The 19,367-nt window shown below is 60.2% G+C and carries 16 protein-coding genes; 4 read left to right on the top strand and 12 right to left on the bottom strand.

What is annotated here, in order from left to right:
* Positions 1 to 46: 46 nt before the first annotated feature.
* Entirely contained in the window at positions 47 to 421 is a 375-nt protein-coding gene (locus tag QZR14_RS05925) for a DUF6124 family protein (RefSeq protein ID WP_311996108.1), read from the bottom strand.
* Between the two features lie 410 nt (positions 422 to 831).
* A complete protein-coding gene (locus QZR14_RS05920) occupies positions 832 to 1,800 on the bottom strand; it encodes a LysR family transcriptional regulator (RefSeq protein ID WP_123451821.1) in 969 nt (322 codons plus the stop codon).
* A gap of 275 nt (positions 1,801 to 2,075) precedes the next feature.
* Here QZR14_RS05920 and QZR14_RS05915 point away from each other — a divergent pair, with 275 nt between their 5' ends.
* The 4 genes from QZR14_RS05915 (at position 2,076) to QZR14_RS05900 (ending at position 6,974) form a co-directional block, all read left to right on the top strand.
* Positions 2,076 to 3,575 carry an efflux transporter outer membrane subunit gene (locus QZR14_RS05915; RefSeq protein ID WP_311996107.1) on the top strand — a complete coding sequence of 500 codons (1,500 nt, stop codon included), beginning with the start codon at positions 2,076 to 2,078 and terminating at the stop codon, positions 3,573 to 3,575.
* A 142-nt stretch (positions 3,576 to 3,717) separates the two neighbouring features.
* Positions 3,718 to 5,910 carry an FUSC family protein gene (locus tag QZR14_RS05910; RefSeq protein WP_311996106.1) on the top strand — a complete coding sequence of 731 codons (2,193 nt, stop codon included), beginning with the start codon at positions 3,718 to 3,720 and terminating at the stop codon, positions 5,908 to 5,910.
* On the top strand, positions 5,900 to 6,100 hold the full coding sequence (locus QZR14_RS05905; RefSeq protein WP_007914106.1) for a DUF1656 domain-containing protein: 201 nt from the start codon (positions 5,900 to 5,902) through the stop codon (positions 6,098 to 6,100). The genes QZR14_RS05910 and QZR14_RS05905 overlap by 11 nt, the downstream gene beginning before the upstream one ends.
* A gap of 10 nt (positions 6,101 to 6,110) precedes the next feature.
* On the top strand, positions 6,111 to 6,974 hold the full coding sequence (locus QZR14_RS05900; protein WP_311996105.1) for an HlyD family secretion protein: 864 nt from the start codon (positions 6,111 to 6,113) through the stop codon (positions 6,972 to 6,974).
* A gap of 59 nt (positions 6,975 to 7,033) precedes the next feature.
* Here QZR14_RS05900 and QZR14_RS05895 read toward each other — a convergent pair whose 3' ends face one another.
* From QZR14_RS05895 to algG, 10 genes are all read right to left on the bottom strand, one after another.
* On the bottom strand, positions 7,034 to 8,035 hold the full coding sequence (locus QZR14_RS05895; RefSeq protein WP_250607348.1) for a sel1 repeat family protein: 1,002 nt from the start codon (positions 8,033 to 8,035) through the stop codon (positions 7,034 to 7,036).
* Between the two features lie 243 nt (positions 8,036 to 8,278).
* Complete coding sequence (locus tag QZR14_RS05890) at positions 8,279 to 9,103, bottom strand: SDR family oxidoreductase (protein ID WP_311996104.1); 825 nt, start codon at positions 9,101 to 9,103, stop codon at positions 8,279 to 8,281.
* 36 nt (positions 9,104 to 9,139) lie between these two features.
* Positions 9,140 to 9,604 carry a multidrug transporter gene (locus QZR14_RS05885; protein ID WP_093436253.1) on the bottom strand — a complete coding sequence of 155 codons (465 nt, stop codon included), beginning with the start codon at positions 9,602 to 9,604 and terminating at the stop codon, positions 9,140 to 9,142.
* Positions 9,605 to 9,841: 237 nt separating this feature from the next.
* Positions 9,842 to 11,293, bottom strand: a complete 1,452-nt coding sequence (locus QZR14_RS05880) for a mannose-1-phosphate guanylyltransferase/mannose-6-phosphate isomerase (protein ID WP_311996103.1) — start codon at positions 11,291 to 11,293, stop codon at positions 9,842 to 9,844.
* A gap of 207 nt (positions 11,294 to 11,500) precedes the next feature.
* A complete protein-coding gene (locus tag QZR14_RS05875) occupies positions 11,501 to 12,157 on the bottom strand; it encodes an alginate O-acetyltransferase AlgF (protein ID WP_311996102.1) in 657 nt (218 codons plus the stop codon).
* A 14-nt stretch (positions 12,158 to 12,171) separates the two neighbouring features.
* Positions 12,172 to 13,347 (bottom strand): alginate O-acetyltransferase, encoded by a 1,176-nt coding sequence (locus tag QZR14_RS05870; protein WP_122843191.1) that lies wholly within the window; start codon positions 13,345 to 13,347, stop codon positions 12,172 to 12,174.
* Positions 13,348 to 13,357: 10 nt separating this feature from the next.
* Positions 13,358 to 14,923 carry an MBOAT family O-acyltransferase gene (locus tag QZR14_RS05865; RefSeq protein WP_016985188.1) on the bottom strand — a complete coding sequence of 522 codons (1,566 nt, stop codon included), beginning with the start codon at positions 14,921 to 14,923 and terminating at the stop codon, positions 13,358 to 13,360.
* A 270-nt stretch (positions 14,924 to 15,193) separates the two neighbouring features.
* On the bottom strand, positions 15,194 to 16,306 hold the full coding sequence (locus tag QZR14_RS05860; protein ID WP_250607358.1) for a mannuronate-specific alginate lyase: 1,113 nt from the start codon (positions 16,304 to 16,306) through the stop codon (positions 15,194 to 15,196).
* A gap of 8 nt (positions 16,307 to 16,314) precedes the next feature.
* Positions 16,315 to 17,775, bottom strand: coding sequence for an alginate O-acetyltransferase (locus tag QZR14_RS05855; RefSeq protein ID WP_311996101.1), 1,461 nt, complete (start codon positions 17,773 to 17,775; stop codon positions 16,315 to 16,317).
* 10 nt (positions 17,776 to 17,785) lie between these two features.
* A complete protein-coding gene (gene algG, locus QZR14_RS05850; RefSeq protein ID WP_250607362.1) occupies positions 17,786 to 19,357 on the bottom strand; it encodes a mannuronan 5-epimerase AlgG in 1,572 nt (523 codons plus the stop codon).
* Positions 19,358 to 19,367 lie beyond the last annotated feature (10 nt).

Genomic DNA, 19,367 nt, shown 5'->3' with positions numbered 1-19,367 from the left:
GGGTCAGTCCCCTCTCCCTTTGGGAGAGGGTCAGGGTGAGGGGCTTTTAGCTGTGGGCCGGGGATTTCGGGATTTCGTGGTTATCCAGCACGCGGTTCACCGCCAGTTCGGCGAGCATGATGATTTGCTGGATGGCCAGAATCGTCCGTCGCTGCGGCAGGTCGATGTAGGCGGCGATGTCGCTGGTCATGAGACTGGCCTGGGCCAGGGATTCGCAGGCGTGGACCAGCAGACTTTCGCTGTCCTGATCGGGGGCGACCTGGAACATGGTGCTGGGTTTGTGAAAGCGCAGGGTCAGGGCGTTGGGTTTGAGGTAGTGGTCGAGGGCGCGGTCGGCGGCTTCGTGGAATTTCTTTGAGCCGGGGAATTCGTAGGGGGTGGTGTCTTCGGTTTCAGGTGGATTGGGCGTTGGTTTGAACATAGGAAACATACTCGTGGCAAGTTGAGTTGAAGCTGCCACTTTTCGTTTTCCAGGCGAAAGGGTGGCAACTGTGCGCGGACTGGAAAAACCGGTCAACTTAGCCAAAACCGGCAGGCCCTAGGGCCTCCCGCGCACAGCCGCCATAACATTGCGAGCTAAAAGCGCCGCAGTATGCCATGAGCCTTGGTAGTTGAAATCGGGTTTTCCAGACCCGGTCGCTGATTCGTCAGCGACACCCAAATCCTAGCCACCGCACTTCCGACGGACAACCTGCAAAACCTGTCGGAAAGATCCGCGAAATCCCCATTCTGTAGGCGCTGCCGTAGGCTGCGATCTTTTGATTTTTAAACATCAGGATCAAAAGATCGCAGCCTGCGGCAGCTCCTACAGGTTTCGTGGTGTGTTGAAAATCAGTTGGCGACGCGCGCGCCGGCGAGGCTGCCGCTTAATTCGTAAACGGCCAATTCGGCTTGGTGGGCGGCGAGAATCTCTGGCAACGAGCCGCGCAAATACTCAACCCACGTTTTGATCTTCGCATCCAGATATTGCCGCGACGGGTAGATCGCATACAGGTTCAGCTCCTGCGAGCGGTAGTTCGGCATGACCCGCACCAGTGTGCCGTTGCGCAGACCTTCGATCGCTGCATACACCGGCAACACGCCCACGCCCATGCCGCTGGTGATCGCGGTTTTCATCGCGTCGGCGGAGTTCACCAGAAATGGCGAACTGTTGATGGTGACCATTTCCTGGCCTTCCGGGCCGTCGAAGGCCCATTTTTCCAGGGGGATCACCGGGCTGACCAGGCGCAGGCAGGCGTGGTTGAGCAGGTCGCTGGGCTTTTGCGCGGCGCCGTTGGCTTTCACGTAGGCCGGGGAGGCGCACACGATGCTGTAGGTGATGCCCAGCCGTTGCGAAACAAAACCCGAATCCGGCAGTTCGCTGGCGAGCACGATGGACACGTCGTAGCCCTCGTCGAGCAGGTCCGGCACGCGGTTGGCCAGGGTCAGGTCGAAGGTGACGTCCGGGTGGGTCTTGCGGTAGCGGGCAATGGCATCGATGACGAAGTGCTGGCCGATACCGGTCATGGTGTGCACTTTCAATTGCCCGGCCGGGCGCGCGTGGGCGTCGCTGGCTTCGGCTTCGGCCTCTTCGACGTAGGCGAGGATCTGTTCGCAGCGCAGCAGGTAGCGCTTGCCCGCTTCGGTCAGGGCGATGCGCCGCGTGGTGCGGTTGAGCAAACGGGTTTGCAGGTGGGCTTCCAGGTTGGAGACCGCGCGCGAGACGTTGGCGGTGGTGGTGTCGAGTTGCACGGCGGCGGCGGTGAAGCTGCCGGCTTCGGCGACACAACTGAAGGCGCGCATATTTTGCAAAGTGTCCATGGGGTGCTCTCAAGGGAGATGGCAAATTGTGACACGAAGTTTCAGGGGCGAGACCCCAGACTTAAGGATTATCTCGTTAACCGTAACAAAGATTCACAGAAATCCCAGCTTATCGCGGTACAGGGCGTTCCATAGAATTGCGCCGATCCCTGTAGGAGCTGCCGCAGGCTGCGATCTTTTGATTTTGTTTTAAGGGAATCAAGATCAAAAGATCGCAGCCTGCGGCAGCTCCAACACGGGTTCTCGATCTACCCCTCTCTCAGGAATTCGCAGCTGTGCCGCGTCGCATCAACAGAGCGCTTTTGCCGCTCAGTGTTCTGGCTTTTACCCTGGGTCTTGGCGGCTGCATCTCAACGGACGGAATTGCCCCACAGGGCACGGCAATCGAGGCCGATACGCTGGCCACCGATGACGCCATCGCCCACGCCGCCCGTGACGCCCACTGGCCCACCGCGCAATGGTGGCAAGCCTACGGCGACCCGCAACTCAATCGCTGGATCGACCTCGCCGTGCAAGGCAGCCCGAGCATGGCCATGGCCGCTGCGCGAGTCCGTCAAGCTAAAGCCCTGGCCGGCGTCGCCGAGGCGGCCGAGTCGTTGCAGATCAATGGCGAGTCGACCCTCAAACGGCACAACTGGCCGACCGATCAGTTCTACGGCCCAGGCGATCTGGCCAACACCACCACCTGGGATAACAACGCCGCGCTGGGTTTCAGCTACGCGCTTGATCTCTGGGGCCGTGAAAGCAATGCCAGTGAACGCGCGGTGGATCTGGCGCACATGAGCGCCGCCGAGGCGCGATTGGCGCAGCTCGAATTGCAGAACAACATCGTCCGCGCCTACATCGAACTGTCGCTGCATTACGCGCAGCGCGACATCGTTGCCGCGACGCTCAAACAGCAACAGCAGATTCTCGATCTGGCGCAGAAACGTTTGAACGGCGGAATCGGCACGCACTTCGAAGTCAGTCAGGCCGAAACGCCGCTGCCGGAAACCCATCGCCAGCTCGATGCGCTAGACGAAGAAATCGCCCTGAGTCGCAACCAGATTGCCGCGCTCGCCGGACAGGGGCCGGGGGCGGGCGCGCACTTGCAGCGTCCGACACTGTCACTCGCTGCTGCGTTGAAACTGCCGTCGGCTCTGCCCGCCGAATTGCTCGGCCAGCGGCCCGATGTGGTCGCCAGTCGCTGGCAAGTGGCGGCGCAGGCGCGGGGTATCGATGTCGCTCACGCCGGGTTTTACCCCAACGTCGATCTGGTCGGCAGCCTCGGTTACATGGCCACCGGCGGCGGTGCGCTGGAGTTTTTGACCGGCAAGAAACTCAACTACAACGTCGGGCCGGCGATCTCGCTGCCGATCTTCGACGGTGGCCGACTGCGCGCCGAATTGGGTGAAGCCTCCGCCGGTTACGACATCGCCGTGGCGCATTACAACCAGACGCTGGTCAATGCGCTGAAGAACATTTCCGATCAGTTGATCCGCCGCGAGTCGATGGACAAACAGCAAGGCTTTGCCGCCGAGTCGGTGGCCACCGCGCAGAAGACTTACGACATCGCGATGATCGCCTATCAGCGTGGCCTCACCGATTACCTCAACGTGCTCAATGCGCAGACGTTGCTGTTCAAACAGCAGCAGGTGCAGCAGCAGGTGCAGGCGGCTCGGTTGAGTGCGCATGCCGAGTTGGTGACGGCGCTGGGCGGTGGCCTCGGTGCCGGCAACGATGTGCCGACCGCCGAGAAAACCCAAGCGCCGAAAACCCCGGTTCTCCTGCGTTGAACACACGACCCAATGTGGGAGCGAGCCTGCTCGCGAAAGCGGTTCATCAGTCGACATCAACGTTGAATATGAAAACGCATTCGCGAGCAGGCTCGCTCCCACAGATTCTGCAACCAGACCGAATCTCTTTGAGCGCAATTAAATGACTTCCTTGCCCGCACCTCTGCGCTGGCTCTACTCCCTGGAATGGCGCCGAGGTTTCTTCGACTGGGCGCGCAGCGATGGCGTGACCTGGGTCTACATCTTCAAGGTGTTGATCGCCGCGTTTCTCACGCTGTGGCTGGCCATGCGCCTGGAATTGCCGCAACCGCGCACGGCGATGATCACCGTGTTCATCGTCATGCAGCCGCAAAGCGGCCAGGTGTTTGCCAAGAGTTTCTATCGCTTCCTCGGCACGTTGGCCGGGTCGGCGATGATGGTCACGTTGATCGCGTTGTTCGCGCAAAACACCGAGCTGTTCCTCGGTTCGCTGGCGATCTGGGTCGGCATCTGCTCGGCCGGTGCTGCGCGTTGCCGCAATTTCCGCGCCTACGGTTTTGTCCTCGCCGGGTACACCGCGGCGATGGTTGGCTTGCCCGCGCTGGCGCATCCGGACGGCGCTTTCATGGCGGCCGTTTGGCGGGTGCTGGAGATCTCGCTGGGGATTCTCTGCTCGACCTTGATCAGCGCCGCGATCCTGCCGCAAACCGCCAGCGCGGCCATGCGTAACGCCCTGTATCAGCGCTTTGGTGTATTCGCGCTGTTCGTCACCGATGGCCTGCGCGGGCGCAGCAAAGCCGAGTCTTTCGAGGCGAGCAACGTGCGTTTCATTGCTGAAGCCGTGGGCCTCGAAGGGCTGCGCAGCGTGACCGTGTTCGAAGACCCGCACATGCGTCGGCGCAACGGTCGATTGAGCCGTTTGAACAGCGAGTTCATGGGCATCACCACGCGCTTCAACGCGCTGCATCAGTTGCTTGAACGCTTGCGCGGCAATGGCGAAGAACATGTGGTTGCCGCGATCAGACCGGGTCTGCAGGATCTCGCCGAAGTGCTCGACGGCTTCAGCGGTCGTGCCCTGACCAGCCCCGACGCCGCCCGTTTGGCGACAGCGCTGGCGAGTTACAAGGAAGGCCTGCCGGCACGTGTGCGCAGCCTGCGCGCCCTCTTCCAGGAGAGCGAACCGAGCGACGCCGAGCAACTGGATTTCCACACCGCGTACGAACTGCTTTATCGCTTCGTCGACGACCTGCACAGTTATGCCCAGACCCACGCCTCATTGGCCGATCACCGCCATGAACGTGAGCGCTGGGACGAACCGTTCACCCCGCAAACCAACTGGTGGGCCGCCGCTGCATCAGGCATACGCGCCTCGTTCATCCTCATCGTGCTGGGCAGTTATTGGGTCGCCACCGCATGGCCAAGCGGCGCGACGATGACCCTGATTGCGGCCGCCACCGTGGGCCTCTCCGCCGCCACGCCGAACCCGAAACGCATGGCATTCCAAATGGCGTGCGGTACGTTTCTCGGCGCGCTGATCGGCTTCGTCGAGATGTTTTTCATCTTCCCGTGGATCGACGGTTTCCCGCTGCTGTGCGTGATGCTCGCACCCGTCATCGTGCTCGGTTCGTTCCTCACGTCGCGCCCGCAATACGCCGGTGTCGGCCTCGGGTTGCTGATCTTCTTCAGCACCGGTTCGGTGCCGGATAACCTGACCGTCTACAACCCATACACCTTCATCAACGACTACATCGCCATGGTCATGGGCATGTTGGTCTGTGCCGCTGCCGGGGCAATTATTCTGCCGCCGAACAGCCGCTGGTTGTGGAAACGTCTGGAGCAGGATTTGCGCGGGCAAGTGGTCTACGCGATCAGCGGAAAGCTCAAAGGCCTCGCTTCGAGTTTCGAGAGCCGTACCCGCGATTTGCTGCATCAGGCCTACGGTCTCGCGGCCGGGCAGCCGAAGGTGCAAAAGCACCTGCTGCGCTGGATGTTTGTGGTCCTGGAAGTCGGCCACGCAATCATCGAGTTGCGCAAGGAACAGGCGATTCTGCCGGTGCACCCGGCCTATGCCGAATCGCAGCCGTGGCGGCAGGCAATCCGCGTGATGGGCCGCGCGCTGGTGCGGCTGTTTCTGCAGCCCAACTCAAGCAATCTCGAACGTGCGCTGGTGGCGGTCGATCATGCGATCAGTCGCGTGGCGGCCACTGATGAACCGTTCGCGCCGCACTTCGATACTTCGGCGTTGCGGCGGGTGAAGAGCTATCTGCACTTTATCCGCACTTCGCTGCTCGACCCGCAATCACCACTCGCTGCCTACGCCATCGCCAAGCCCGAAGGACTTGCCCATGCCTCGTGAAATCGCCTTCCACGGCGTGTACATGCCGACCATGACCCTGATGTTTTTCATCGCTGCGGCACTGGCCTGGGCGGTGGACCGGTTCCTGTCCGGGTTCGATCTGTACCGTTTTTTCTGGCACCCGGCGCTGTTGCGTCTGAGTCTGTTTACCTGTCTGTTCGGCGCCATGGCGCTGACTGTTTACCGTTGAGAACGATCTGATGAAAAAGTTTTTCAGCCTGCTCGCGACCCTGCTGGTTCTGGCCTTGGCGCTGTGGATCGGCCGCACGTTGTGGGAGCACTACATGAACACGCCGTGGACCCGCGATGGCCGGGTTCGCGCCGACATTATCAACGTTGCCGCCGACGTCACCGGTGAAGTGATCGATGTGCCGGTGCGTGACAACCAACTGGTTAAGAAAGGCGATTTGCTCATGCAGATCGACCCGGAGCATTACCGCATCGCGGTGAAACAGGCGCAGTCGCTGGTCGCTTCGCGCAAGTCGACGTGGGAGATGCGCAAGGTCAACGCCCATCGCCGCGCCGACCTCGACAACCTGGTGATCTCCAAGGAAAACCGCGACGACGCCAGCAACATCGCCGACGCCGCGCTGGCCGATTATCAACACGCCCAAGCGCAACTGGAAGCGGCCGAACTCAACCTCAAACGCACCGAAGTGCGCGCCGCGGTCGACGGTTATGTGACCAACCTCAACGTACATCGCGGTGACTATGCGCGCATCGGCGAGGCGAAAATGGCTGTGGTCGACATGAATTCGTTCTGGGTTTACGGCTTTTTTGAAGAGACCAAACTGCCCCACGTGAAAGTGGGCGACAAGGCCGACATGCAGTTGATGAGCGGCGAAGTCTTGAAGGGACACGTGGAGAGCATCTCGCGCGGCATCTATGACCGCGACAACCCGGAAAGCCGCGAGCTGATCGCCGATGTGAACCCGACGTTCAACTGGGTACGTCTGGCCCAGCGGGTGCCGGTGCGGATTCATATTGATGAAGTGCCGGATGGGGTGTTGCTGGCGGCGGGGATTACTTGCACGGTGGTGGTGCAGCAGGACGCCAGCGAATAACGGGTATCAAGAAATCTTTTTGTGGCGAGGGAGCAAGCTCCCTCGCCACAGGTATGTATTTAGTTGTAGAACTTTTTGACCACCAGCAGACCGGACTCGATGGTTTCACCGACCGACAACTCTGGATCTTCCATGATGGCGACGATGCGCTGGTCCTTCGAGATATCCGCGTAAGACTTTTTCAGCTTGGCAGCGCGATCGATCACGATGTAGCTCAGCACGTGGCCACGGCTCTTGGTGAACGGCTGCTTGATTGCCGTGTACATGGTTTGCTTCACGTAGTCGTAACGCTCGGTTGACGACATGCCCTTGAAGGTGTCCGGCCATTCCTGGTAGATCTCGGCAGAGTAACGGCCGACGTCTTCTTCCCGCGCTTCGGCGTACATGGCTTCCTTGCTGGTGACCTGGCCGGCAAGTTCGCTGTAACGCTTGTCGCCTTCGGCGATTTGCGCAGCCGTCATTTTCTTTTTCAGGGCGTCGGCCGCCGTTGCGTCATCGGCTTTGGCCATGATCTTGGTCCAAGCGTAGGCCGCGACCAGATTGCCTTGCTCCTCGTACTGCTTGATCAGGTCCTTCTGCGCCTCGGGATAGCCGTGCACCGACGAGCGCTCCAGCCAGCGAGTGGCCAGCGCCGCATCTGCCTTGACCCCGGAGTTGCCGTATTTGTAGTCCTGATACAGGCCGTATTCTGCGCACCAGTCGTTTTGCCGCGCCGCGTAAGCCGTGTAGTTGAAGGCTTGGCGGTTACGCTGCTCGGTGGTCAGCTGTTCGTCCTGAGCGGTAATCATCGACAGGTAGCAAAACGCGCGTGGGTGTTTCGGCGCGGCCATGACCATGCAGGTCTTGGCGTCGTCGAGCTCCTGGTTTTCGTACATCTGGAAACCGATGCCGAACAGAATGTCGCTATCCATCTGCGGGTTGCAGAGTTCACTGGCCGTGACGACCGGCAATACGTCCTGCTGAGTCAGTAACGGCAGAGTGTCATTGAGAGGGGTTTCTTTGCTTGCACAACCAGCCAGCACGGTGAGCAATGCCAGAGGCAATACGTTGAAAACTTTCACAAGATGTTTCCTGATCTGGATTGGAGCGTAAAAGCAGGGCTCGCCTCAGGCAGTTCAACAAAGCAGCGGCCGTTTCCGAGAAGGAAAGGTCGGGGGGAGGGGGTATCAGTGTTCAGCAATTCCCTTGCTTCGATGCTTGCGCCAGCGATTCCATACGCTATCGGGTTCACTTGAAGCGGCGGGCGCTTCAAGTGCGGCGCATTCTACGTGGATCGACCGATTTGGCAATTTCACCGAAGTGAATCAAAGCTGCCTGCGCAAGCCGAAGCGTTTCATCAACGTCGACTCCAGCAACCCCTTGGGCAGCAACGCCGCCAGCATCGGCAGCGCCCGGCTGCCATTGCCGATACGGATCAGCCGTGGCGGTTTGCGCTGTTGCACGGCATTGAGCAGTACGTCTGCAAACTCACTGGCCGGCGTCGGCTTGTCCTGCGATGCCTTTGCCCGTGCGCGAATGCCCTCGCGCAGCGGAAACCACGGCGATTGTTCATTGATCAATTGCTCTGCCTCATGCCCGGCATTCTTGGCAAAACTCGATTGAATCGCCCCCGGCTGGACTTCCATCACGCGAATGCCGAACGGCGCCAGTTCCATGCGCAAGGCATCGCTCAAGGCATGCACTGCCGCCTTCGATGCGCAGTACGCACCGGCGAATGGCGTGACCAAAACCCCTGACACACTGCCGATATTCACCACCAGCCCCTTGGCCCGGCGCAGCACCGGGAACAGCGTGCGGGTGACACCGACGATCGAAAACACATTGGTTTCGAACTGGCGCTGCATGGCCGCCACTCCGCCGTCGAGCAGCGGCCCCATGGCGCCGTAACCGGCATTGTTGATCAGCACATCGAGGCCGCCGTGTTGCTGGTTGATCCGCTCGCCAAGTTGCTCCAGCGCCGCGCTGTCATTGACGTCCAGTTGCACCGCAGTGAATCCGGCACTTGCCAGCGCAGCAACATCCTCAGCCTTGCGCGCACTGGCCCAGACTTTGTACCCGGCAGCTTTGAACGCATCAGCGAGGGCGCGGCCGATGCCGCTGGAACAACCGGTAATCAATGCAACGGGCATGGCGCCTTCCTTGTGCAAAAGAGTGGGGGGAGGGGATCAGTCGGAGAAACTACCCTGTAAGCGCTCGGCGCGAAACTCCAGGGTTTGCGGGCGATATCCGGGGCGCAGCGGCGGCATCGGCAGGCAGTCTTCCCATTCGCCGCCGGCCTGCAATTCGCCGGGGCCACGATAGCGCGGGGCGGTGTATTGGTTGTCGGCCAGGTTGACCGTGTCGCCCGGCGCGTAGGCAGCGATGCGCCAGCGCAGTTCGGTCAGGGGCACGTCGTTGCCGTTCTTCATTTTCAGTTGCAGCGGACGATCGGCTGGGCACTGTTCGGGAGCGTAGGCGATGCGCATCTCAAGGCGCGCCAGTTGCTTGATCTCGCGGTTGTCCAGCCACACCACCCACATGGCTACGAAACCCAGGCCAATCGCCGCCGCCACGGAAACCGGTAAAGCTTTGGCCGGGTAGCGCAACAGCAGGATCAACCAGGTGATGACCAGCAGAATGCCGATGAACATGTCGCACAACCTCGAGGAGAGAGAGGGTCATCCTACCTAAGCGTAGGTGAGGTTGGCGATGGGCAGGGCAAAGTCAAAAGATCGCAGCCTGCGGCAGCTCCTACAGTTGGAACGCGTTTGTCCTGTAGAAGCTGCCGCCCGCTGCGATCTTCTGATTGTAAAAAGAAGCCCCCGCCCAACCCGCTGCGGATAGGGGACGCAGTGGGCTGGACGGGGGCTTCTTGTTTTATCGATCAGTTACTGCGCGATGGTCTTCACCGACACGCCGCGTTCGACCGGAGTGGAGCGGCCGTAGATATCTTCGAAGCGTTCGATATCGTCTTCACCCAGGTAGCTGCCCGATTGCACTTCGATGATTTCCAGCGGGATCTTGCCCGGGTTGCGCAGGCGATGCACCGAGGCGATAGGGATGTAGGTCGACTGGTTTTCGCAGAGCAGGAACACGTTTTCATCGCAGGTCACTTCGGCGGTGCCGCTGACCACGATCCAGTGCTCGGCGCGGTGATGGTGCATCTGCAGCGACAGGCACGCGCCCGGTTTTACCGAGATGTGCTTGACCTGGAAACGCCCGCCCATGTCCACCGAGTCATACGAACCCCACGGACGATAGACTTCGCAGTGGTTCTGGGTTTCGCTGCGGCCCTGCTCATTGAGCGTGTTGACCATTTGCTTGACGCCCTGAACCTTGTCTTTGTGGGCGATCATCATGGCGTCTTTGGTTTCGACCACGACGATATTTTCCAGGCCGATCACCGACACCAGTTTGCCGTTGCCGTGGATCATGCAGTTCTTGCTGTCCTGAATCACCACATCGCCCTTGGTGACGTTGCCGTTGGCGTCTTTCTCGTTGACTTCCCACAGCGACGACCAGCAACCGACGTCGCTCCAGCCAGCAGTCAGCGGCACCACGCAGGCGCGCTGGGTTTTTTCCATGACGGAGTAGTCGATGGAATTGTCCGGGCAGCAGGCGAAGGTGGCTTCGTCGAAGGTGATGGTGTCGGCGTCCTGCTGGCTGCGCTCAAGGGTCAGCAGGCAGGTGTCGTAGATGTCCGGGTCGTGCTTTTTCAGCTCTTCAAGGAAGCGGCTGGCGCGGAACAGGAACATGCCGCTGTTCCAGTAGTAACCGCCGGATTCGACGTACTCGGTGGCACGTTTGACGTCAGGTTTTTCGACGAAGTGCGAGACGCGGCTGACGCCTTCGGGCAGCAGCGAATCGCCGGTGGATTTGATGTAGCCGTAACCGGTTTCCGGTTTGGTCGCCGGCACGCCGAACAGGACCATTTCGCCGTTTTCGGCAGCGACGGTGGCCAGAGCCAATGCGCGTTGCAGGGCTTTCTGATCTTCCAGCACGTGGTCGGCTGGCAGCACTAGCATCAGTTCGTCACGGCCTTCATTGACCAGCATCATCGCCGTCAGCGCTACGGCTGGCGCAGTGTTGCGGCCGAACGGTTCCATCAGGATGCGTTGGCATTCCAGTTTACGATTGGCCAACTGCTCGTTGACGATGAAGCGGTGATCCTTGTTGCAGACCACGATCGGGGTGTCCATGCCTTCGAACACCAGGCGCTCGAGGGTCTGCTGGAATAGAGTGTGTTCGCCGGTCAGGGCGAGGAACTGTTTAGGGAACTGCTTACGCGAAAGCGGCCAGAGACGCGAACCGCTACCACCTGACAAGATCACCGGAATCATAATGTTTACTCCATAAAATCGATTGGTTAGAGGCACGAACGCTGTGTCGTTTCACTCTTGTTTTTGTCTCGTACCGAGAGGCCGCCGCATTCCCCTGTAGGAGCTGCCGAAGGCTGCGATCTGGTGATCTTGATCTTCAAAAACAAAGTCAAAAGATCGCAGCGTGCCGCAGCTCCTACAGGGGTCAGCGTCTCATCGGGAAATTTGTTAGCGGGTCGATACCGGGCGTTTCACCCAGACTGGCGACAGGCTGCTGCCGCTGCCGGTGACGTACAGCACCGCTGCTTCACCGCGTTCCAAGGCGACTGGTTTTACGTCGCCGACTTTCTTGTCACCTTCGTACAGCGCCAGGCTGACTTTCACCGGGTTGATTTCACGTTCGCCACGGCCCTTGGCGGCCACGTTTGGCACCACTTCAGTCTTGCCGTCGGCAGTCTTCAGGGTCAGCGGCTTGTCGCTGAGGTTCTGCACGCGCACCAGGGATTTCTGCTTGTTCTTGAACGGTGGTTCTTCGATCAGTTGCGGTGCGCCGGACGCGTTGTTGACCAGGGTGTAGTAGTGGTCACCGGCCAGTTTCACCGGCAGGGTCTGGCTGCCGATTTTGGCGCTGTAATCGCCGCCCGGCATGAAGCTGAAGTCGCTGCTGGCCAGTGGCGCAACATCGCTCAGGTTGGTGCTGCCGACGGTGGCGCTGACTTCGGCGTTGCTGGCGTTGTAGACCCGCACAAAGGTCGAGCCTTTCGGTGCGGTCGGGCCGTACAGGGCGGCGTCGCCACCGGCGAAGGCTGGGACGGAAAGCACGCTGAGGCCAGCAACCAGTGCGAAGCTTTTAGCGAGACGACGAGGAGTAGTAGTGAAAGTCATGGTGTACCTCTCTTTCAGTTTTGCGCCCGATCGGGCGTCTCGGATTTAGTGTTGATGGCTACGTTTTGTTGGCGTGCACCGGCTTGTTTAAGCTCTGCGACCCACTGCGGGTCGGCGTCGCCGATTTCGTTGTTCACAGGCAGATAACGTTCAGGAAACTCCCAGATCAGCACCTGTGGCGGGCTGTTCTTGAAGTCATCACTTTTCAGGTAGCTGAGCATCGGCAGGATCGGACCGTGGCCGTCTTCGGCGTAGCTCACCACGTCGCTGTGCAGCGCTTGTTTCAGCGCACCGACGAAGTTCCAGTTAGGGTTGGCGCTGTAGCTGGTACCGACCAATGCCACCGGCACTTCATTGCTGGCGAATAGCGCGTCGTCACCGGCAGGCTGCTCGCCGGCCGCGACGGTGTTGCGCTTCTGCAGCGGCTCTTGCGCCGGCATCAGGTTTTCGAACAGCGGGTCGAGCGGCAGAAACAAGCGCAGATCGCCCTTGTGCGTGACCTTCTCCGCTGGCGTGGTAACGAAGCGCTGTGGCTCGCCGCTGAGCGGGAACTTGTCGGCGATGGTTTTCGCCAGGGTGTTGGCGGCGATCTCGGCGCCCTCAGGCGTCCAGTGGGTGTCGGTGCGCAGGAACACTTGCTGACCGTTCTGCTTGGCCTGTTGCAATGGCTTGAGCAGGTCAGGGGCGAGGATCTTGTCGGCCGCCACACGCTGGTGGAAATCCTGATAGAGGTTTTCGTGGATGCTCGCCGGTTTCACTTCACCCAGATGCTCCGGGTACAGACGAACCTTGGCCGGCACGATCGCCATCACCAGTTTCACGCCTTTCTCTTTCAGGGTCTGGCGCACGCCTTCGACCAGCGCGTAGTTGCCTTGCAGGTTCAGCTCTTCGTTGACGATCGGGTTGAATTCCTCATCGCTGTACAACCACTGATCGCGACCGAGCACTACGCCCGGACGACCTTCGTTGAACAGTTTGAAATCCAGCGCGGCCCAGAGGTTGGTGCCCAGACGCTTGATCGGGAATTCATCGTCGTAGTGGGTTTCCACAGCCTTGGTCCAGCGGCCGTTGAGCACCGTCGCATCGGCGTTGGTGCTGAAGCCGAAGAAACTGCGAACCGACCACAGACCGAGGACCAACAGCGTCACCAGGAACAGGGCGATGTAGAAGATGCGTAATGAGCGGGTCATGTCAGATCCCTCAGAACTGGAAGTAAAGGAACGGCGAGAAGCTTTGCGCCGAGAGTTTGAGAATCGAGGCGATAAACAGCAGCAGGATCAGGCCGCGCATCACATAGCGGGACCAGTCCGCGCTCCAGTAGGCCGGTTGCACCTGGGCTTCGACGCCGACGGTGTAGCCAGGCTCATGGATGCTCGCCGGGTTTTCGCCAGGCGCTGCTTTGATCATTCCCGGGGTCGCGGTGGCAGGGCCGTTGGCCTCGACGTTGACTTCAGGTTTGCTCTTGGCCGGTGGCTGATTGGTGTACAGATCGCGCAGACCGAAGAAGGCCAGCGTCACGTACGCCACGACCAGAGTCGCCACTTGCAGACCGGTGAGGCTGGCCTGATTGAGTTCCGACAGCGACCAGTCGCCGAAGCTGAACATCGCGCCGTACATGCGACCGGCAACGTGCAGGTTCTCGGCACGGAAGATCACCCAGCCCATGACCACGAGCAGGAAGGTCAGCGCCCAGCGAATCGGGTTGAGGCTGCGCGGCGAGGTGTTCAGGCCCAGCGCTTTTTCGATCGCCAGCCACATGCCGTGCCAGGCGCCCCAGACGATGTAAGTGATGTTCGCGCCGTGCCACAGACCACCGAGGAGCATGGTCAGGAACAGGTTGCGATAGGTCATCAGCGTGCCTTTACGGTTACCACCGAGGGTGATGTACAGATAGTCACGCAGCCAGGTCGACAAGCTGATGTGCCAGCGGCGCCAGAACTCGGTGATCGACTGGCTGATGTACGGCTGCTTGAAGTTTTCCATGAAACGGAAACCCATCATCAAGCCCAGACCAATGGCCATGTCGCTGTAACCGGAGAAGTCGAAATACAGCTGCGCGGTGTAGGCCAGCGCACCGAGCCAGGCGTCACCGGTGGTCGGGTTTTGCAGGGCGAAGCAATGGTCAGCGACCACTGCGAGGGTGTCAGCGATAAAGACCTTCTTGATGAAACCCTGCATGAACCGCGTGCAGCCCTCGGAGAACTTGTCGAGGGTGTGCGTGCGGTTGTTGAACTGGTCGGCGAGGTCGCGGAAACGCAGGACCGGGCCGGCAATCAGGTGCGGGAAGATCGCCACGAACGCCGCGAAGTCGATGAGGTTGCGCGTGGCCGGGGTGTCGCCGCGATACACGTCGATGATGTAGCTGATCGACTCGAAGATGTAGAACGAGATGCCGATCGGCAGCAGCACGTGGGTGAGGATGAACGGCTCAAGACCGACCGACGTCATCATCGCGTTGATGCTGTCGACGCCGAAGTTGGCGTACTTGAAGTAGCCGAGGATGCACAGGTCCACCGCGACGCCCAGCAACAGCCAGCGCTGCGCCGGTTTGGTCCGCACACCGGCGGCACCGACTTTGAGGCCGATCCAGTAGTTCCACAGCGTGACGGCCGCGAACAGCGCGAGGAAGTCCACACGCCACCAGGCGTAGAACACGTAGCTGGCGATCAGCAGCAGCAGATTGCGATAGCGTTGCCCGCTCAAGTAGTACAAGCCGAGAAAGATCGGCAAGAACAGAAACAGGAACACGTTGGATGAAAATACCATCCCGATCTCTCCATGTTTGAACCAACAGTCAAGGGCCAAAGCCCCCCCAAACCCCCCGTGGTAATGGAGGGGTGAAACGGTGTTGCTGTCAGGGTTGTGCCGGGCCTTGAAAACCTGCCCTCACCCCCCGCCCTCTCCCGGAGGGAGAGGGAGCCTGATCTCTGGCCCTGCCAATATTGAGATCGACTCGATGTATCAGGTCGGCGGATTTCTCAAAAGCACCTCGGTCAGTCCCCTCTCCCTCCGGGAGAGGGTTAGGGTGAGGGGCTTTTATCCCTTTTCATGCGCCGGGTCATAGACCTTGGTCAGGTCGCCACCCAAGCGGAAGGTCTTGAACGGCTGCATGCCGTGCTTCTTCTCGATCACATCCGCCGGGCAGGTGTAGAGCGTGCAAAACGGTTCGAGCCAGGCGAATTTCATGTCCTCTTTGAGATCGGTCATGTCCTGCTCTTTGCCGTTCTTCTTCTCGAATTCATCCGGGTCTTTCACCCCCGCCAACACCCGGTCACCGAGACGCTTCAGCGCGCCATTGTTCTCCTGACGCAAATCGACACCGTTGACCTGGGCGAAACTGGCGATCATCGCCAGCGGCGGCAGGGCGTAGTTGTGATAGGCGAGGGCGCGTTGCTGGCGCTTGAGTTCGTTCGGCAGGAAGCCGTCGGCATCGACTTGATTGACGCCAACCTTGTATTCCTTCACCGCCCAGTCAAACAGGTCGCGGCGGTTGGTTGCGATCGAGGTCGCCATCACCGACCAGGCGGCCCAGTACGAGTGGTTGTTGGTTTTTTCCAGCGGCAGGTTGTCCCAGTCGCTGACGACCTGATCGGCCATTTTGCTGAACCACGCCTCGATCAACTGCGCTTCCTGCTGATGCTGAGCCAGTGGATGCGAGTCGGAGAATTTCAGGCGAATGTACGAAGAGGCCATGCTGCCCAGCGCCCATTTGCGCATCGACTTGCCGGTGTGGTTGAAGTCTTTCGACATCAACGCATCGGCCTTGGCCCACGCGGTCAGCCAGTTCAACGTGCAGTCCAGTTGTTCCGGACGACCGTCGCGCATGAACTGCATCACCCGTTTGGCGGTGCCGCGTTCCAGGGTGGTGATGTCTTTGGTGGTGTCGCGGAAGGCTTTTTCCGACTGCACGTTCAGCGTCGCGCGGGCCTTGTCCGAACCTTCGTATTTGCTGCGAAATTGCAGCGGCCCGGTGTACGGCGTCGGCATGGCATCGCAGCCTTCGCTTTTGTCACCGGTCTTGAATTTATCCACAGGCGCAAAATAGCCCTGGGGCGGACGCAGTGGCGCGGCGGCCTGCGCGGTGCCGGCGAGGATCGCCAGCCCGAGCAGCGTCGGCGCTAAAAGAGTTTTCAGTTTCGAGTTTCGCATAGCAGACCTCATTGCCCGACCTGAGCGGTTTGTTGCCCAGCGCCCGGGAATACGTTGCGTTTGCAGATTTTCGCTTCGACTTTCTGCGGCGCGGTGCCCGCTTCCGGGCCCTGGACTTCGACTGCCAGCAGGTTTTGCGAGGCCCAGTCTTCGTCCGTGCGCAGCTCAAAGGCGAAACGACCGTCGGTGTCGGAGGTTTCCGGTTTCTCGATCTTGATGTCCTCGTGGCGACCGTTCATGTACCAGAGGGTGGCTTGCAGGGTTTTCACCGAAGGGTCGGCGAAGCGGATGTCGACCTGATGGCTGCTGTTCTGCAGGTTCAGGTTTTTGCTGTTGACCAGCAGTTCTTGTTTGCTGCCCGGCTTGAGCGTGGTGCTCGCGGACATTTGCGCGTCTTTGCCTTCGCAGCCGTTGTCGAGAAGAGACATCATCTGGCGGTAGATGGTTTCCTGGTCGAGGCGGTACAGCGGCGAGAATTCCCAGATGAGAATTTTCGGCGGCGTCTTCTGGAATTCGTCGCTACCGAGGTACTGCAACATCGAGCCTTCCAGGCCACCGCCGGGGAAGGCGACGTTGAGAATATCGGCGCCAATGGCTTCTTCGAGGAAGCCGGCGAAGTTGTAGTTCTTGCCGCTGTGCGAGGTGCCGACCAGAGTGATTTGCGGGTTGCCGGAATCACCGAACAGGTCGCCATCACCGGCCTCGCCTTTCGGCTCGGTGGTGAACTGGTCCATGTACTGGATCGCGTAACTGGTGCCGCACAGTTGCCCGGCCATGTTGTGCAGGGTGCCGGTCTTGCCCATGCGCCCGGAGCGTTTGGTCTCGAATTCACGCTTGGGAATGTCGGCGAAGGCCGGGATTTGCTTGACCTTCTCGGCGACGATTTTCGCCGTGCGCTGCGCGCCGTACGGGGTCCAGTGCTGGTCGCCGCGGAAGTAGAAGTCATGGGCGGGCAGGGTGTCCGGCAGCGACTCGTTGGTCAGCGGCGACAGGTCTGGCACCACGTAACCCATCTTGGCGAAACGGCCGAGCATGGTCTTGTAGTTGCCCAGCGCTTTCTCGTAATCGAACGCGGCTTTTTCCTGCGGGTTGAGCTTGTTGCGGTTCACCAGACCACGGGTCGGCTGATAAACGATCACCAGTTCGACGCCTTTGGCCTTGAACGCATCGTGCAACTGTTGCAGGCGTTTGTAGCCGGCCGGCGTGGTGTTGAACTCGGTGCGCAAATCTTCCTGCGTGCGGAACAACCAGTCGCCTTGCGCCTGCACCAGGGTGGTGAAGTTCTGCTGATAACGCGTGGTGTAGTTCTTCGCGTCATGGGCGGCCGGGCACAGGTTGCAGCACGGTTCGGCGCTGAACTTCGGCGGCGTGGCAGCGGCACCTTCATCGGCGCGCGCGCCTTGGCTGGCCGCAAGAATGCCCACGGTCAGGGCCGACAGGCTGAGTAATCTGATCAAGTGTGGGTGCATAAAATTATCCTCAGTCCTGCATTTCGGTCTGGCGTTCGACAGGGTCGATCAGCACGGCTTTCTGCTGGCGTACCAGCAAGTCGAGAATTTCATCCTGGCGCTCGCCAAGGATGCCGTTGAAGCTGATGCCGCTGGATTTGGTCGGCGCCAGCATCGACACGCGATACAGCTCGACACTCAAGGGCGAGTCGATCGACAGCGGGCCGCTGCCATTGGCCGCCAGTTCACCGCCGACGACGATCAGCGATACCTGCGCATCGAACGGGTCGAGCTTGATGTCACGGTCGGTGTCGGTCAGGTCTTTGATGTGGCCGTAGACGCCGGTCAGGCCGTTGGCCATGGCAACGTTTTCGTAGAGGCGAATGTTCACGCTGTTACGAATGCGGATGCCGTGGCGCTTGTTGCTGATGACCTTGTTGCCCCACAGCAGGTTGTCGGCAGACTCGTAGAGCGTGATGCCGTCGGTGTGGTTCTTGTAGATCTCGTTGTAGGCAATGATGTTGTTGACGCTGTTACGGTCGATCACCAGACCCGAGAGGTGGTTGTCGAAGCTCTTGTTGTTGAAGATGAAGCTGTCGTTGACCTCACGGGAAATAATGATCCCGTGCTTCTTCTTCGTACCGTGCACGGTGTTCTCGGCAATGATCAGGCCGTGGGAACGGTCGTGCGGGTCGATGCCGTAGACGATGTTGTCTTTGTAGGTGTTGCCCTTGACCACGAAGTCGCGGGTCTCGTAGCAGTAGAAGCCGTACCACATGTCGGAGAACTCGGAGCCGACGATCCAGCCGGTCGGCTCAGGACGCTTGAGCACCTTGGCCATGTTCGGCGTGTACTGGGAAATACTCACCCCGTACGACTTACTGTTGGCGTAGCCGAAACTGGCCATCTTGCTGTTGACGATGTAGGTCTCGGTGCCGCCCCAGGCGAGCAGGAACGGACGGAATTCCTTCGGCGAACGGAAGGTCGCCGGGCCGTTGTCCTTTTCGCGCCAGCCGGTGACTTTGGTGTCACGCACGAACAGTTGGCCGTCGTTGACCATGAACGCACCGGCTTCTTGCGACAGGCGCAGTTCCTGGGTCTGGCCGTCGATTTCGAGGATGCCTTTACGGCCGACCACGATCGGCAACTTCGACAGGTACACACCCGGCGAGGTCTCGCTGAAATACTGCTTGGGCAGTTTCTGCGCCAGATCCTTGAGGTTCATGTAGCCGTCATCGACGAAGATCGCCTGCGGGATGCCGTGCTGACGCACCACCCATTCGGCCATCTTGTTGTCGCCGCCAATGAAGTCTTTCAGGGCGTCTTCCTGCATCATCCGGCGCACGCTGACTTTGCCTGCTTTGCTGCGGACGATTTTCGCGGCAGCGGCTTCGGCGGTATAGCCGGAAATGTCCGGCAGTTTCGGCGCGGCCAGGTTCAGCGCTTCGGTCGGCGCGCTGCTGACAGTGTAGGTCTTGGCTTGTTGCAGCTCTTTGGCGGTGGTCACCGGCTTAACCGGCTCCACTGTCGCGAAGGCGCTGGCGCTGGCCAGCAGCATCGCGCCGGCCAGCAGGCTGAGTGAGCCTGTCCTGGTGCTGATCATGTCGGGCACT

Origin of the sequence: Pseudomonas sp. rhizo66 (genome assembly GCF_031931925.1) — a bacterium.
Classification (GTDB): Bacteria; Pseudomonadota; Gammaproteobacteria; order Pseudomonadales; family Pseudomonadaceae; genus Aquipseudomonas.
This window is presented reverse-complemented; position numbering and strand designations above follow the sequence as displayed.

Excerpts from the sequence above, each read along its gene's own strand:
- QZR14_RS05925 (WP_311996108.1), bottom strand. The coding sequence starts at position 421 with ATGTTCAAACCAACGCCCAATCCACCTGAAACCGAAGACACCACCCCC.
- QZR14_RS05920 (WP_123451821.1), bottom strand. The coding sequence starts at position 1,800 with ATGGACACTTTGCAAAATATGCGCGCCTTCAGTTGTGTCGCCGAAGCC.
- QZR14_RS05910 (WP_311996106.1), top strand. The coding sequence starts at position 3,718 with ATGACTTCCTTGCCCGCACCTCTGCGCTGGCTCTACTCCCTGGAATGG.
- QZR14_RS05905 (WP_007914106.1), top strand. The coding sequence starts at position 5,900 with ATGCCTCGTGAAATCGCCTTCCACGGCGTGTACATGCCGACCATGACC.
- QZR14_RS05900 (WP_311996105.1), top strand. The coding sequence starts at position 6,111 with ATGAAAAAGTTTTTCAGCCTGCTCGCGACCCTGCTGGTTCTGGCCTTG.
- QZR14_RS05890 (WP_311996104.1), bottom strand. The coding sequence starts at position 9,103 with ATGCCCGTTGCATTGATTACCGGTTGTTCCAGCGGCATCGGCCGCGCC.
- QZR14_RS05885 (WP_093436253.1), bottom strand. The coding sequence starts at position 9,604 with ATGTTCATCGGCATTCTGCTGGTCATCACCTGGTTGATCCTGCTGTTG.
- QZR14_RS05880 (WP_311996103.1), bottom strand. The coding sequence starts at position 11,293 with ATGATTCCGGTGATCTTGTCAGGTGGTAGCGGTTCGCGTCTCTGGCCG.
- QZR14_RS05875 (WP_311996102.1), bottom strand. The coding sequence starts at position 12,157 with ATGACTTTCACTACTACTCCTCGTCGTCTCGCTAAAAGCTTCGCACTG.
- QZR14_RS05870 (WP_122843191.1), bottom strand. The coding sequence starts at position 13,347 with ATGACCCGCTCATTACGCATCTTCTACATCGCCCTGTTCCTGGTGACG.
- QZR14_RS05865 (WP_016985188.1), bottom strand. The coding sequence starts at position 14,923 with ATGGTATTTTCATCCAACGTGTTCCTGTTTCTGTTCTTGCCGATCTTT.
- QZR14_RS05860 (WP_250607358.1), bottom strand. The coding sequence starts at position 16,306 with ATGCGAAACTCGAAACTGAAAACTCTTTTAGCGCCGACGCTGCTCGGG.
- QZR14_RS05855 (WP_311996101.1), bottom strand. The coding sequence starts at position 17,775 with ATGCACCCACACTTGATCAGATTACTCAGCCTGTCGGCCCTGACCGTG.
- algG (WP_250607362.1), bottom strand. The coding sequence starts at position 19,357 with ATGATCAGCACCAGGACAGGCTCACTCAGCCTGCTGGCCGGCGCGATG.